The sequence below is a fragment of the Pseudomonas wayambapalatensis genome (genome assembly GCF_049942315.1).
Lineage (GTDB): Bacteria > Pseudomonadota > Gammaproteobacteria > Pseudomonadales > Pseudomonadaceae > Aquipseudomonas > Aquipseudomonas wayambapalatensis.
Genome location: NZ_JBNFMU010000225.1, coordinates 1 through 15,196, shown reverse-complemented (window position 1 = coordinate 15,196; position 15,196 = coordinate 1). Strand labels below are relative to the sequence as shown.

10 protein-coding genes and 1 rRNA gene are annotated in these 15,196 nt (G+C 62.5%); 3 read left to right on the top strand and 8 right to left on the bottom strand.

Features of this window, described 5'->3' with window-relative positions; genetic code table 11:
* Nucleotides 1–82: 82 nt before the first annotated feature.
* Nucleotides 83–198 (top strand): 5S ribosomal RNA (rrf, locus tag ACPZMI_RS20905).
* A gap of 118 nt (nt 199–316) precedes the next feature.
* Here the strand turns inward: rrf and ACPZMI_RS20900 are convergent.
* From ACPZMI_RS20900 to ACPZMI_RS20875, 6 genes are all read right to left on the bottom strand, one after another.
* Entirely contained in the window at nt 317–784 is a 468-nt protein-coding gene (locus ACPZMI_RS20900; RefSeq protein ID WP_426352974.1) for an SRPBCC family protein, read from the bottom strand.
* A 34-nt stretch (nt 785–818) separates the two neighbouring features.
* Entirely contained in the window at nt 819–4,250 is a 3,432-nt protein-coding gene (locus tag ACPZMI_RS20895; RefSeq protein ID WP_426352973.1) for an amino acid adenylation domain-containing protein, read from the bottom strand.
* Nucleotides 4,251–4,260: 10 nt separating this feature from the next.
* Nucleotides 4,261–5,190 (bottom strand): diiron oxygenase, encoded by a 930-nt coding sequence (locus ACPZMI_RS20890; protein WP_426352972.1) that lies wholly within the window; start codon nt 5,188–5,190, stop codon nt 4,261–4,263.
* Entirely contained in the window at nt 5,187–5,963 is a 777-nt protein-coding gene (locus tag ACPZMI_RS20885; RefSeq protein WP_186670448.1) for a DUF3050 domain-containing protein, read from the bottom strand. The genes ACPZMI_RS20890 and ACPZMI_RS20885 overlap by 4 nt, the downstream gene beginning before the upstream one ends.
* A gap of 591 nt (nt 5,964–6,554) precedes the next feature.
* Nucleotides 6,555–7,139 (bottom strand): thioesterase domain-containing protein, encoded by a 585-nt coding sequence (locus ACPZMI_RS20880; protein WP_186711567.1) that lies wholly within the window; start codon nt 7,137–7,139, stop codon nt 6,555–6,557.
* 72 nt (nt 7,140–7,211) lie between these two features.
* On the bottom strand, nt 7,212–7,904 hold the full coding sequence (locus ACPZMI_RS20875; RefSeq protein WP_186670444.1) for a GntR family transcriptional regulator: 693 nt from the start codon (nt 7,902–7,904) through the stop codon (nt 7,212–7,214).
* A gap of 204 nt (nt 7,905–8,108) precedes the next feature.
* Here ACPZMI_RS20875 and lapG point away from each other — a divergent pair, with 204 nt between their 5' ends.
* Both lapG and lapD read left to right on the top strand, forming a co-directional pair.
* A complete protein-coding gene (gene lapG, locus ACPZMI_RS20870) occupies nt 8,109–8,870 on the top strand; it encodes a cysteine protease LapG (RefSeq protein WP_426352971.1) in 762 nt (253 codons plus the stop codon).
* Between the two features lie 9 nt (nt 8,871–8,879).
* A complete protein-coding gene (gene lapD / locus ACPZMI_RS20865; RefSeq protein WP_426352970.1) occupies nt 8,880–10,826 on the top strand; it encodes a cyclic di-GMP receptor LapD in 1,947 nt (648 codons plus the stop codon).
* 21 nt (nt 10,827–10,847) lie between these two features.
* On the opposite strand, the gene ACPZMI_RS20860 is transcribed toward lapD, so the two are convergent.
* Together ACPZMI_RS20860 and ACPZMI_RS20855 are read right to left on the bottom strand one after the other, a co-directional pair.
* Nucleotides 10,848–11,189 (bottom strand): tryptophan synthase subunit beta, encoded by a 342-nt coding sequence (locus tag ACPZMI_RS20860; RefSeq protein WP_186670455.1) that lies wholly within the window; start codon nt 11,187–11,189, stop codon nt 10,848–10,850.
* 159 nt (nt 11,190–11,348) lie between these two features.
* Nucleotides 11,349–15,196, bottom strand: a 3,848-nt coding sequence (locus ACPZMI_RS20855; RefSeq protein ID WP_426352969.1) for an immunoglobulin-like domain-containing protein, incomplete at its 5' end; no start/stop codon positions are given.

The following is a 15,196-nucleotide window of genomic DNA, read 5'->3' as shown; positions in this document are numbered from 1 at the left end:
ACCGAAAGTTCGAAGCGACTCACAAAGATCACATATCCGAATTGGCTGGCGTGTCTGCAAAGACGCACTGGCAACCAAATTTCTTGACGACCATAGAGCATTGGAACCACCTGATCCCATCCCGAACTCAGCAGTGAAACGATGCATCGCCGATGGTAGTGTGGGGTTTCCCCATGTGAGAGTAGGTCATCGTCAAGATTCATTTCGCAAAACCCCTATCTGCGTGAGCAGGTAGGGGTTTTGTCTTTCTGGTGCCCAAGAAAATCCGCTGCTGCGGTCAGCGCACATCCCACAACAGCGGCTCGGGTTATCGCCTTCAGCTCAGTAGATTGCGCACGTTCGCCATCGCCTCATCGGCAAAGCCCTGGAGAAATGCCTGGAAGCCTGGCAATGCCTCCGGGCCGCCTTCCCAGGGTTCGGCCTGGATAGTCCAGACCGCACGGCTGCGATGCGCATCCAGCGCCTCGACCTGCATCGCAGCCCACAGGTTGCCGATATTCAGGCTGGTGTAGATCAGGCTCCAGGTCATCTGCATTGTTTGCTCGTCTCGCGAGTTCAACTGCTCGATGACCACATTGCCATCCTTGAACAGTTTCTTGCGCACCGAACGCACTCCGCTTCCGGTCATCTCGATATGGGCCAAGGCGGGAATGAACACCGGGAAGCCGGCGAAGTTGCCGACGATGTTCCATGCAGCCGCCGCCGGGGCTGCAATGTCCACGCTGGATACCACCAGGCAGCCTTGTGGATTACGGACCAGCGTGTCGGGTTTGAGTGTTTGCATGCGATGTTGCTCCTGTTGTGAATGAACGAAGGAATCAGAGAAAGCCGATAGCGCTCAGGTAGCGGCAGCCGCGGCGCAGCAACTGCGTATCCTTGGCCGGGTAGCGGGCGCCCATGCGCCGAACACCCTCGCGGGCATTGCCGTGCTCGATGCTGGAGATATCGCCGATGTCCTCCTCGAAGCCGTCGAGGTAAAAGCCCAGGACATCGAACAGCGCGTTGTCGCGATCTACCCGCCTCAGCTGGCCTTGCCACTGCTCCACCTCGACCAGCTCGAAGCGGTGGCCCTGCTCGCGGAATGCGGCCAGGTAGTCTTGCCAACGCAGCGGTTCGGGGTTGTGCAGGTTGAAGACGCACTGCGCGGGTTGGTGCCTGCTGCTGTGAAAGGCGATGAAGCGGGCGAGGAAGTCCACCGGCATGAGGTCGAAATCGATCTCCAGCCGTGGTACCTGGCCCAGCTGCAGTGAGCCCTTGAGCATCAGCATCAAGCGATTGCGTTGGGGCTGGCACACGCCGTTGCGGCTGTCGAAGCTGATATTGCCGGGACGGAACAGATTCACCCGTACCCCTGCTTCACGTGCCCGCTGGAGGATACGTTCGCCGACCCATTTACTCAGGTTGTAGCCGTTGCGGATGTAGATCGGCGGAGTCGGCGCGGGGCCTTGCTCCAGCACGCGGCCGTCGCTGTCCATTGCGCTGCAAGCGGACAGCGTCGAGACGAAGTTGAAGACCTTCTTGCGTCGCCCTTCGCACAGGCGCAGGCATTCGAACAGCGGTTCGATGTTGTCGCTGACCAAGGCCTGGTAATCGAGTACGTGATTGACCTGGGCAGCGTTGTGCAGCAGTGCGCCGTAGTTCAGGTCGAGATCGTCGTAGTCCGCTTCGCTCAGCCCCAGCCGAGGGCGGCGCAGGTCCGCGTCGAATACCCGTACGCGCTTGTCATCAAGGCTTAGCTGATTGTCTGCCAACGCCTGTCTGAAGCGTTCAGTGGCACTCTGGGTTGCGCTGCTACGTACCAGGCACGCCACCTCCGTGGCCCCCCAGTCGAGCAGTGCTTCGACCAGATGCACGCCGAGAAAGCTGTTGGCGCCCGTGACGATAACCTTGTGCACATCGCCCATGGCCTGCAGAGGCAGTACCTGCAGGTCCAGGTCACGGTTGGCGTCCTGCTCCAGGCGTTGGAGCGAAGTCTCCAGGGAGTTACCGTCACCGTCGAGCAGCGCACCCAGGCGCTGTAGCGTCGGCTGTTCGATGAAGCGGTTGATCGCCACGCCGCGGCCGAAGGCCTGGCGCACCTCCAGCAGCAGCCGCGATAGCAGGATCGAATGCCCGCCCAGACTGAAGAAGCTGTCGTCGACGGAAATATCCGACTGGGCCAGTTCCAACAGCTCACTCCAGAGCCCGAGCAGACGCTGCTCGGTCGGTGTGCTGGGTGCTAGCCGCTGTGCCGCTGGCAAGGTCAGTGGATGCGCCCGCAACGCCTGGCGGTCGACCTTGCCGTTGGCGGTGTAGGGCATTTGCTCCAATACCAGGTAGAACACCGGACGCATGTAGTCGGGCAGATGCCGCTCAGCATGCTCACGCAATCCAGTGTCGGCCGCATCACACGTCGGTTGCGCGGCGAAAGCCAGGACGCGGCGTTGGGCATCGATCACCACCGCGATCTGTGCATACAGGCCGCTGTTGCGCAGGCAGTGCTCGATTTCTTCCGGCTCTACGCGAAACCCGCGGATCTTCACCTGATTGTCGCGTCGCCCGCACAGCTCGATGCCCTGTGCGGTCCATTTGCCAATATCACCTGTACGGTAGGTGCTCAGCGAACGGCCATCGGGCAGGTCGAGTACGACGAAACGCTCGGCGGTCAGTTCCGGATTGTTCAGATACCCCAACCCGACCCCCGGGCCGCAGATGTACAGCTCTCCGGGTGTCTCCTGAGTGACCGGCTGCAAGTCGTCGTCCAGGATCAGTACCTGGGTATTGGCGATTGGCACCCCCAGGTTGCGATTACTGTCCCCGGCAGCGCAGACGCGAGTCGTCGCCAATACCGTGGTTTCGGTAGGGCCATAGATGTTGTGCATCCGGCATTGTTCGCTGTACCGCGCGATGACCTGGGGCTCGCAGACATCGCCCCCGGTGATCAGGTGGCGCAGGCCAAGCGGCCTGTCATGCGGGAGGATGCTCAACAGCGCTGGCGGCAGAAACGCATGGCTCACCGCCTGGCTGTGGATAAGTTGCACCAGTTGCTGGGGATCGCGGCGCTGGTCATCGCTGGGCATGACCAGTTGCGCGCCGCAGGCGAAGGTCGGCAGGATATCCAGCAGCGAGGCGTCAAAGCCGATGGTTGAGAACTGCAGCACCCGGCTGTGCGCATCCAGTGCGACATGCTCGCGATACCAGGCGATGAAGTGGGTGAGGTTCCGCTGGCTGAGCAGCACGCCTTTCGGCTGACCGGTGGTGCCTGAGGTATAGATCGCCACGCAGGCCCGGTCTGCTGTCTCGGGCCGCAGGACCAGCGAGGGCAGGCAGCTGTCAGTGGGCACCTGCAGCGTGCGCACATCCAGCAGGGCCAACTCGGCCTGTGGCTGGCCGTCATGCAGCAGGACCCGGGCGCCAGCATCCTGCAGAATGCGTTGACGACGTTCTGTGGGTGTCGTCGGGTCCAGTGGCAGGTAGATTGCGCCGCAACCCAATATCGCCAACACGCTGGCGTAGAGTGCTGGCGACTTGGCCAGGCAGACGCCCACCACCACTTGCTGATCGTCCTGATCAGGCAGTAACGGCAGCAGTGCCCGTTGCAAGGCCGCGCTCAGTGCGTGCAAGTCGTGATAGCTGCTGCGCTGGCCATCGCGGTTCAGCGCCGGTTGCCGTGCGTGTTGGCGCAGAGCTTGGTCCAGGCCCTCCATCAAGCCGACTTCGCTGCTTACCAGCAGGTCTGTGCGTTGAGAGCGGTTGAACGGATGTCGGTAGGCCAGCGTTTGCAGCCAATCCAGACCGTGCTCACGCGTTTGCAAGCCGGGCTCGACGGCGCACGCTTCGTTCAGATGCTGAGGGTCGCGGGCGAGGTACGCGACCTGCCGGGTGACCAACTCCTCCAAAGCTCGCACCGCATCTTCACGCAGTTGCTGGCCATTGCCCGAGATGGGCGCGACCAGCGGTACGCGGCTGATCAGGCGCGCAGCCGTGGCACTGGCGCACCAGCACAGCAGTTCCAGGTGTGGCAGGGTGTCGGCGTGGCTGGCGCCCAGGCGCACCCTGAGCAACGGCGTTTGCCCCAGGTGTGCCCAGTCACTGGTGCACAGCACCAGGCTGCCGTCCTCCAGAACCAGAGAGTGATGGCTGGCCAGGGCCTGGCGTAGCATCGAGGGTGAATCGGCCAGCAGGGTGGCGTGGCCCTGCTCGTCGAGTATTCGGGCCAGGCTGCGCAGCGCAAGGCTGTGGCCGACCATCAGTATGTCGAGACGTCGCATGCGGATCTCCTCAGGGCAGGTAGCCGCGCAGGGCTTCCTGCACGCAGGGCGACTCGAGCATCGAGCTGCTGCGGAAGAAGCGCAGGATGTTGCCCAGCAACGGATGCTGGTGGTTGATCGGGTAGGCCAGACCGAGCACTTCCTCGCGCAGCGACTGGCGCAGCGTTTCGCTGACTGGCAAGGCCTCGATCAGGTTGAAGTCGAAGGCCTGCTGGATGTCGTTGGTCAGGTACTGGCCCAGGAACACGGGCAGCACCTGGGCGATCATCTGGCGATCGACCTCGGGCGCGGCTTGCCAATAGATGCGCGTCAGACGCGCCCAGAAGCTCGAATGCCGCCCCTCGTCCAGCAGGTGATCGGCCATCAGCCCCTTCACCGAGGGCTTGACCGTGTCGTCGCGGGCGAAGGCGGCGACATCGTCGGTCAGGGTGTTTTCGGCAATGCCGACGCAGATCAGCTCAAGAGCGTCCCGCAGCGTTTCCGGCACCCGTGCCAGTGCGGTAGGGATCGCACGGCTGAGTTCGATCTCGGTGGGCAGGGCGATCGGCTCGAGGCCGGTCAGGGCGATGGTCTGCTGCAGGAAGTCCATGGCCACCAGCGCGTGGTAGTCCTCGTCGACCACCACGGTCATGGCGTCATAGCGGCAGGCGAAGGGAAAGCGCACGGTGAAGCGGTCCTTGGCAATCCGCCTGGCCGTGCGGTCGACGATCTCGGTCTCGAAGATCACCACGTCGTTGATGAACTTGTAGAGGCTCTGCACCAGCACGAAATCACGCAGGTGCGGGCAAGCCCGTTGGAATGTGGCGCTGAGTACCAAGGGTTGGCGGCTGAGGGGGTAGATCAGCCGCTGGTCGTCCTCGAGCCGCCGCCGCGGGCGAGTACGGATGGTGGCACGCTCCTCCCAGCTGTCGGCGAAGGAGCGGTAATCGAGCGCGTTCATGGCGTGACCTCGCTGGCGGTGACCTGCAGCGAGGCGCGCAGACGGTCCCACAGCGCGGTGCGGCTCTGGACGGCGGCGATGGCGGCTTCGTACACCTCGTGTTGACGTTGCGGGTCATCGTTCACCAAGCGTGCCAGCAATGCTTCGGCCGCCGGGCCGTGGTCTTCGGCGTCGACCTCGATGTGGCGCTGCAGGTAATAGCGGAAGGTCGGGGCCTGCGCCTGGTCGATGCCCCATTCGTCGAGGATCTGCTGGAACATCGCCGGGATGACGCTTTCGCGGCCATGCAGGAAGGCGGCTGCCACGCGATGGGCAGGTGCGTTGAGTGCCACCTCGAGAGTGTCACCGACGAAGTGCCTGGCGGCCTCGCTGGCGCCACAGCGCTGCAGGGCAGTGGCGTAGTCGAGGCCCTGTTGTTGCAGATGGACGAAGCGCTCGATGGCCTGGGTGCTGGCACCCACTTCGCGCATGGCGTCCAGATACAGTTCGAAGTGGCTGTAGTGGCCGTGCTGCGGGCAGTCATCAGATTCTTCGCCGAGCACGATCTCGTTGATCAGGCGGGCGGCGGCGGGGTCCACCGGTGGTAGCCAGGGCAGGCTTACGCAGGTCAGTTCCCGTTGCAGGCGCTTGGTCAGCGACATGAAGTCCCACACCGCGAAAACATGGGTTTCCATGAAACGTTGCAAGGTTTCAATAGTGTCGATTTCTGAGAAGAGCGGGTGTTGGGCGAGCGTGGATTTATGACTGGAAAGTGTGCGCTTCAATGTGCTCATGGTTGATATCCATTGTGTGAAAGTTGGCATGTTTTCCCGATAAGTTGCAGCCGCTGAAATACGCCGGGCGAACGGGGTCCTCGACAGGTACTCGATGGCTGAACAGTCTCGGTGATGGTGGCCGCCCCTTGATTCGTCTGGCTTGTACGTAGTCAAGCCGTGTCGGGTGTCGGCGATATAAAAGTTAGAACAACATCAAAGTTTGCCGCAAATGTTTTTTGAAATATTTTAATAATTGAAAAGTTTCGAGCAATAGTGTGCTGAATAAAACATTTGAAGTGTTTTATTTTGGCAAGACAGGCCCCTTCCGATAATTAGTCATCAGAAAACAAAGTTGAGTGAATGCCTCACTCGAAGCACTGGTGAATGGAAGTACGAGGATGTTCCACTGTTGAGGGGCGGCTGATCGCCACGCGGCCCTTGCCCCGGTGTCGGGCTCCTTCTGCGGGTAAATGGAAGGCATGCGACCGGGCCCGGGACGGACGATCGGCAGTCGCAGCGCGACTAGAGTGGGCTCAAACGACTCGCGCTGCCATGGTCATTGGCAGCGCATCAGGGGAAACAACGCCTTCAAGAGGGGGAGTAGCCTGCTCAGAGGCTCAATAAGCCAAGATGCGTGTTGAAGATTCTCACGAGTCTTTGGTCTTGATACGACTTGTCGACCCTATGGTCGGGCAACTCGATGAGCTCCAGTTCGCGCCGGACGAAGGCGTGCCAGCCAAGCATTTCGGGGAGGGCTCCAGGTGGGTAGAGGACCGTCACCGGTAACCGTATGGCATTCGCGCTGGCATCGGGTTCTGCCACCCTTGGGCTGTCACAGCTGGAAACAAACAAATGGCGGGTCTGCCCGGGGTACTCGCGTTCCGCCAGTTGTGCCAGCTCGAACGCCATGTGGGCTCCCAGGCGCTGGCCAAACATGGCATGGGGCCCTTCGAGGTAAGGATGTAGGTGCTTGGCCACGGTTCGAGCCAGGGGAGAGGGGCCTTGCAGCGGGTCGCACGGGCTGCATTCGGCATGGCGTCGAACATCCACTGCTATCAGTTCGATATGGTCGCTCAAGGCATGGGACCAGGCGCGATATTGCTCCAGGTGCTCCTGGCTACAGGCGAGGCAGATCAGACGGATTCTCGGGGGTTGCCCGGAGTGCTCTGGTGCCGGTGGTTTCTGGACGTGCACTGTCTGTCCTTCGCTCCGTTCGGTGCCGGAGCTTCATGGCTGACACGGCTTTTGGCTATGTCAGCGGGTGATTCATTTGCCGGCTTGGCTGTTCAGGTAGTTCCTGATGGTACGTGATGCCGTATTGAGGTGCCTTTCCAGCACGTCGATGGCCTGGTCCACCAACTTGTCGCTGGCAGCGTCCACCAGTGCGATGTGGTCGTCCTGAGTCAGCTTGCCCAGGCCCATCGACGACAGGTGGAAGCGCAGGAAGCGTTCCTCTTCGTTGAGCTCGATCTCGATCATGCGCAGCAACTTGTGGTTGTGCGCCTTGCTGTACAGCGTCATGTGGAACAGGCGGTTGAGGCGGCCGATCTCCGCGTGGCGTGTCTCGTTCTCCAGTTGCTGGATGTAGTTGCGGGCGAGGGCGATGTCGCTAGCGTCCAGGTGGGGAATCGACTGACGCAGCGCTTCGGTCTCGAGCAGAACGCGCAGGCCATAGGTGTCGACGGCATCTTCGCCGATCAGCGGTGCAACCACGGCGCCCTTGTGCATCACCACCTTGAGCAGCGATTGCGCCTCGAGCTGGCGCAGCGCCTCGCGCACCGGCATGCGGCTGACCCCGAACAGGCCGGCGAGCTCCTGCTGGCGCAAGGCGGTGCCGGGAGGCAGCCGCCCATCGACAATAGCGCTGCGCAGACGCTCTTCGATCACGCTGCGGGCAAGGTGCGCTGGCACCTGCTCGTTTCCCAGCACGGAGCTGAGGAGTCTGGTTTTCTCGGCCACGCGGAGTCTGCCTCGATGATTGCGATGATTGGATCCAATAACCCTAGTCAGCGGGGTGATGGCTTGTCAAACCGCGGTGACGGGTGCCTGCGGCCGATGGAATGCGGCTATCGTGAATGAAGTCATCGAGCAAAGGAAGTCGGACTTTTCCTGGCTCGATGATCGTAACCTCCTACGCTTTTTCACGCGCACCGTGATTGTAAGGTGCCATTGTCTTTTCCCCCGGCAAGCCGCACCATCGCTGCTTTGGACTGGTCTGGATGGGTGTTCGCAGTGGCGATACCTGGAATGCTCAATTTGGCCGTGCGTCGCCTCGGCCTCGCCGTGCTGCTTGGCTGCCTGCTGCTGGGCGGCCTGCATGCGGATTGGGATTTCGCCCAGATCAGCCGCCGCGCGCAACAGCTGTACGGCCCGCTTGGTGCAGGGCAGGGGCGTATCGACGCCTGGCAGAACCTGATGGCCACGCAGAACCAGGGCAGCGAACTGGACAAACTGCAGGTGGTCAACCTGTTCTTCAACAAGCAGCTGCGCTATGCCGAGGACATCGACCTGTGGCATGAGGTCGATTACTGGGCCACGCCGGTCCAGTCGCTGATCAAGGGTGCCGGCGATTGCGAGGACTACGCCATCGCCAAGTATTTCAGCCTGCGCCGCATGGGCGTGCCCGCCGAAAAACTGCGCATCACCTACGTCAAGGCGTTGCGCCTGAACCGGGCGCACATGGTCCTGACCTATTATTCAAGCCCACAGGCCCAGCCGCTGGTGCTCGACAGCCTGATGGACGCGATCAAGCCGGCCAGCCAGCGCAACGACCTGCTGCCAGTCTATGCCTTCAACGGCGAAGGTCTGTGGCTGACCGGCGCCGGGGGCAACAAGAAGGTCGGCGACACCAAGCGCCTGTCACGCTGGCAGGACGTGCTGAAGAAAATGCAGGCCGAAGGGTTCCCGGCCGAACCGGTTTATTGAGGAGCACAGATGTCACTGTTCAAACAATTGTTGCTTGCCATATGCCTGCTCCTGACCATCGCCTTCAGCGGCAGCTTCATGGTCAGCCTGGAGAGTTCGCGCAGCCAGTACGTCAACCAGCTGCGCTCCCACGCCCAGGATGCGGCGACGGCGCTGGCCTTGTCGCTCACACCGAACATCGATGATCCGGCGATGGTCGAGCTGATGGTCAGCTCGATTTTCGACAGCGGTTATTACTCGAGCATCAAGGTCATCGACCTGGACTCCAACGCCGTCCTCGTCGAGCGCCATGCCGAACCAGACAGCAATGGCGTGCCACGCTGGTTCATCGGCCTGATCGGGCTGGAGCCGGCCGGCGGCGATGCCATTGTCAGCCGGGGCTGGCAGCAGGCTGCGCGGGTCGAGGTGATCAGCCACCCGATGTTCGCCCTGGCCAAGCTCTGGCAGAGTGCCCTGGGCAGCCTTGGCTGGTTGCTGCTGTGCGGGGTGGTGAGTGCGGTGCTGGGCGCACTGCTGTTGCGCCGCCAACTGCGGCCGCTGGACTACATGGTGGCGCAGTCCCACGCCATCGCCCGCCGTGAGTTCCTCAGCCTGCCCGAGCTGCCGCGTACGCCAGAACTGCGTCGGGTGGTGCAGGCGATGAACCAGATGGTCGAGAAGCTCAAGGCACTGTTCACCGAACAGGCCGAGCGCAGCGAAAAGCTGCGCAGCGAGTCGTACCAGGACAGCCTCACGGGGCTGGCCAACCGGCGCTACTTCGAAATGCAGTTGAACACGCGTGTCAGCAACCTCGAAGAGGCCCGAGCCGGTTACCTGCTGTTGCTGCGGGTGCAGGACCTGGCCGGCCTCAACGCCCGCCTGGGCGGCCAGCGCACCGACCAGTTGCTGCAGGCGGTGGGCGAGCAGTTGCGGCGCACATGCGCCAGCTATCCGGAAACCAAGGACTTGATCACCCGCAGCCGCGGTGGCGAGTTTGCCGTACTGGCGCCGGGGATGGTGCATGAGGAGGCAGTGCAACTGGCACAGGCCCTTGAGGCGACCTTGCAGAGTCTGCATGTGACGGGGGCCAGCGATGTCGACCCGGTGGCCTGTATCGGGTTGGCGCCGTTCAGCCCTGGGGATGCACCGCAAGCATTGTTGAAGCTGGCCGACGAGGCGTTGGCACGTGCCGAGAGCCAACCGGAGCCGGGCTGGGTCTGCCTGGAGCAGGGCGCCGCGGCCCAGGCTGCCGACAGCCATCACGCCTGGCATTCACGGCTTGACCAGGCGCTGGACAAGGGACAGTTCGAACTGTTCTTCCAGCCCGTGGTGGATTGCCAGGCGCCAGAGCGTGTCCTGCACTACAAGGTGATTTCGCGCCTGCACGATGGACAGGGTGAGGCGCTCGCCGCCGGGCGCTTCCTGCCTTGGCTCGAGCGCTTCGGCTGGATGCCACGGCTTGACCTGCTGGTGCTGGAGAACGTGTTGCGGCATCTGCAGCAGCATGGCGAGTCGCTGGCGCTGAACCTTTCCGCCGCCACCCTGGCCGATGCCAACGCGTTGCAGCGAGTCTACGAGCTGCTGGGGCAGCATGCGGCATTGGGGCCCAGGTTGACCTTCGAGATCGGCGAGGAGCAACTGCCAGAGCAGGCACAGCTGGAGAAACTGACCCGCCACCTGCACAAGCTCGGTTTCGGTCTGGCGCTGCAGCGCTTCGGCGGGCGCTTCAGCATGATCGGCAACCTGGCTCACCTTGGGTTGGCGTACCTGAAGATCGATGGCGGTTATATCCGCAGCATCGACCAGGAGCGGCACAAGCGGCTGTTCATCGAAGCGATCCAGGGGGCAGCGCACAGCATCGACCTGCCGTTGATCGCCGAGCGTGTGGAGACGGAAGGGGAGCTGCAGGTGCTGCGCGAGATGGGCGTGCAGGGAATCCAGGGGCAACTGGTTGGAGAGCCAGCGCCCTGGAAATGAGGGCGCTGTACCCGCAGCTCCTCAGATCAACCCGCCCTCTTCATCGTCTTCGATCAGGTTGTTCAGGCTTCCCAACGCCTTGCGCGCGGTGGAACGGCTGAGCAGTTTGGCTTGGGCACCAGGGGGCAGGTCGGTGATGCTGAACACGCCCTTGGCGGTCAACACCTCGATCAAGTCCTCGAGCACACGGATCATGTCCAGATCGCTCTGTTTGAGCTGCTTGAGACTGTTCTCCACGACATCATCGGCGAACCATTCCTGGATTTCGGTATGGTCGGCCGGCAGCGTGTCGGTGTGCTCGGCAAAGGCAGCTGCTTCTACCCGCAGCAACTGGCCGTTGGCATCGCGTTGCACGTAGAACATGGCATCGACCCTCGTCACGATGATTCCTTCTTGGTTGTCAGCAGCATAGGCAAAGTTCAGCAGGCCTGCCGGGCCTGGCAGGCGAGTATGCGCCGTGAGGCGACGGCAGGAAAGCGCCGCACCCCCGGCGGCCGGTAAAGGCCGCCAGGGGCGTGGGCATCAGCTGTTGGAGTTGTCGATCTTGATGGTCGGGTCGGCGCCACTGATCAACGAGTTGATCGTGGTGTTCGACCAGTTCACGCCCTCGAGCTTGATGGTCACGTCAGCGTTGGCCAGGCCGCCGGCGGCATTGAGTTTGCCTTCGGTGCTGACCTGCAGGGTCGACTCACCGTTCACGGTGGTGATCTTCAGGAAGTTGTCGATGGTGCTGGCCTTCTCGCCCTGCAGCAGGTCGCGCAGGTCGAGGCGGTCGCCCTCGGTGGCCTTGAAGTCCTTGATCACGTCGTTGCCCAGGTCGCCGGCCTTCCACACGAAGGTGTCGGCACCGGTACCACCGATGAGGATGTCATCACCCTTGCCACCGATCAGCACGTCGTTGCCAGCACCGCCAATGAGGATGTCGTTGCCTTCACCGCCCAGCAGCGTGTCGTTGCCGGTGCCGCCGAGCAGGATGTCGTTGCCCCGACCGCCGTCGATGTAGTCGTCGCCACCCTGGCCGAAGATGATGTCGTCGCCATCGCCGCCCATCAGCGTGTCGTTGCCGTCGTTGCTGCGCGAGATGTCGAACTCGGTGTAGTGCTCGGTCACGTACTTGTGCATTGCCCGTGCATCTACATCGCCCGCATCGACGCCCAGCTTGTTGGCGACATAACCGCGGATCGCATCGACACCGGTACCTGCGACCGAGTCGAAGGTGACCAGGTCACCGAAGATGATGTCGTTGCCGTCACCGCCGTTGACCGTATCGTTACCCGGCTGGGTGACCTCGGTGTGACCGAGGATGGCTTCGGCCAGCTTGCTCGGGTCGATGTTGGTCTGTGGCTTGCCATCGGTGTCGAACGGCTTGAGATCGTTGGTCTTGATATCGCTGTTCAGGCCGATGGCCTCGACCTGCGACAGACCCGACAGCAGCTTGAAGGCGGCGGTCGAGTCGTTCATGGTCGCGGTCGTGGTATCGGAGCCGTTACCGGCGCGGGTGGACAGTTCATAGCCACCGTTACCTTCGGCACGCACATCGCCGCTGGTGGTCACGTTCCAGCTGCCCCAGGAGTAGGTCTGGACGGTCAGCTTGCCGGTGCTGTCGATGGTTATGTAGTTGGTGTTGTCCAGGTACTTGGAGATCGTATTGCCTGGTTTCCAGTTGTTCGCCGTCAGGAAGCTGTCCAGCGTGGTGCTGGTGTTGCCCAGGGTCGGGTTGCCGCGCTCGCTGGTCTGGTAGTAGGTCGGCTTGCCGTCGGTGACGAAGAACGTCTGGTTGCTGCCGGTGTTGCCAGCATTCTGGAGGTTCTGGAACCAGTTGGCGGTGGTCTTGAAGGCGTCCTCGTAGTTGGTGCCGCCGTTGGAGTTCAGCGTCTTCAGGGCGTTGAGCAGGGTCTGCAGGCCGGCATCGTTGAGGGTCACCGAGACCGAGGATTTCACCTGGCTGGCGAAGTCCACGAGCAGGATGTTCACGGTACCGGACTGGTCGCCCTTGACGCTGGCGGCCAGGGTCTTGAACACCGACTCCAGCGACTGCTTCGCCGCATCCACGCCAGACGAGCCCATGCTCCCCGAGGTGTCGACGATGAAAGCGATGTTGTAGTTCTGACCTGGCACCACGTGCAGGCCGACCACGTCGGCGACGACGATATCGTTGCCATCGGTGCCGGTGAAGTTGTCGCCTTCCGACGTCAGGTTGCTGGTGTTGTAGGTCTGCGGGTACACCGTGACCTTGATGGTGCCTTCGTTGGTGGCGGTGCTGCCGCCAACGCTTTCGGTGGACGTGGAGCTGACCTTCACATCGAATTGGCCGCTGTAGTAGGCCGGTGGCTTGATTGCCAGGCTGCCCAGGTTCCAGCCGGTGACGTCCACCGCGCTGCTGCCGACGGTGAAGCTATGGCCTGCGTTATCGCTGATCACCGAGCCCGCCGGGATGCCGCTGAGTTTCACGCTCAGGGTTTCCGAGCCGTCGGTGTCGGTCAGGTTGGTGTTGATGCCGACCAGCTTGACGGGGGCGCCATTCTCACGACCTTCGTTGAGCTTGTAGCCGTCGTAGTAACCCTGGCCGTTGCTGCCGTGCAGGTCGGAAACGGTCAGGCCGGCATTGGTCATCGCCCCGAGGTTCGGGTACATCGGGATGGTCGAGCTGTTCAGGTCGGTGACCGCGCCGTTGCCCACCTTGATGTTGATGTCCAGGCTGCCTGGGCCGGCCTGGTTGGCGTTGTAGATCTCCAGGGTGTAGTAGCCGCTGGTGGTCGGCGTGTAGCTGCCAGTGATGGCGCCACTGGCGTTGCCCCAGGTGCCGCTGGCGACGTTCTTGCCGCCGATCACGATCTGCAGGCTGTCGTCGGCCGTGCCGCTGAAGGTGTAGGTCTTGCCGGCTTCCAGATAGATCAGGCCGGAGGTCTTCGAGCCGGTGCCCGGGGTCACGGTGGCGGTGGTATCGACCGTGGTGACCTGCTCGCTCTTGCTGGCGTTGCCGGAGTTGGCGAACACGTTCTTGAGCTGGTCGCCGGTGATGCCGTTGCCGTTGTTGCCCAGGCCGTTGAGGCTGTTCCAGGTTTCCTTGGTCAGGCCGATCGAGTTGACGTTGTTGTTGCCGATCGACAGGTCAGGCCTGTCGGCGACCGGCGTGATATCGACCTTCATGGTCACTTCGCTGCCGGTGTTGGTGCCATCGTTTGGCTTGTACTTGATCTGTGCGTAGTCGGCCTGCTTGTTGCCCACGCCGCTGCCACCATAGCCATCTGCGCCCGACTGGTTGGCCAGCGGCACGAACTTGAGCTTGCCGGCGGCGATGTCGGCCTGGCTGATGGTCTGGTTGAGCGACACGTCGACCCACGAAGTGCCGTTGAAGAACTTCAGGTTGCCCAGATCCGGCAGCTTGCTGATGGTCACGCCCAGGCCGGTGTTGCCATCGGCGTCGGTGACCTTGAAGTCGCCCCACTGGAACACGTAGTCGGTGTCTTCGGTGCCAGTCACGGCGCCGCCTGGCGATACCGGCATGTGGTCGTTGTCGATGATCGTGGTGGTGACGCTCGACTTGCTCGGGTTGACCTGCAGGTTTTCGAAGCCGCCGCCGCTGACACCGCTGATCTGGACGGTGAAGTTCTCCGAGCCCTCGACGAGTTGGTCATCAATGGTCTTGATGTCGAAGGTGGCGGTGCTGCTGCCAGCCGGGATCTTCACGGTGACCACGCCGGTGTAGTCCTGGCCGTTGGTGGCGGTGCCACTGTAGCTCAGGGTGACAGTGACCTCGGTCTTGGACGGATTGGTCAGGGTCAGGGTGTAGTGCGCGGTGTCGCCTTCGGTCACCGACGTGTCGCCACTGATGCCCACGGTGGTCAGGTCGCCCTGGCCGCTCGGCTCGTCGGTGACGGTGGTGGTGACGGTATTGCTGCCAAGGGTCAGCTTCTCGAAGTTGTCGCCGCCGGTGACCGATTCGATCTTGTTGACGATCGGTGCCTGGCCGCCGACATAGACGTCGTCCTTGGCGGTGATGGTGAAGGTGCCAGTGGCGCTGCCAGCCGGCACGGTGACCTTGGTGCCATCGCTCAGGGTGAACACCAGGCCGCCATGACCGGTAACCGACAGGCCCTGGGCGTTGGTCAGGGTGACAGTGTAGGTGACCTGGCCACCTTCGCTGACGGTGGTTTTGTCGGCGCTGAGGGTCGCGACTACTTCGCTGATGGTGTCAGTGATCTGAACGGTGGCCGAGCCACCGAGCTCCAGATTCTCGAAGGTCTTGCCCGGAACGGTGGCGTCGCTGATGCCCACGGTCAGGGAACCCGAGTCTTTGAAGACATCATCGCCCTGGGCTGGCGCCTTGTACTCGACCTGCGTCTGGCCCGCGGCGATGGTGACCTTGT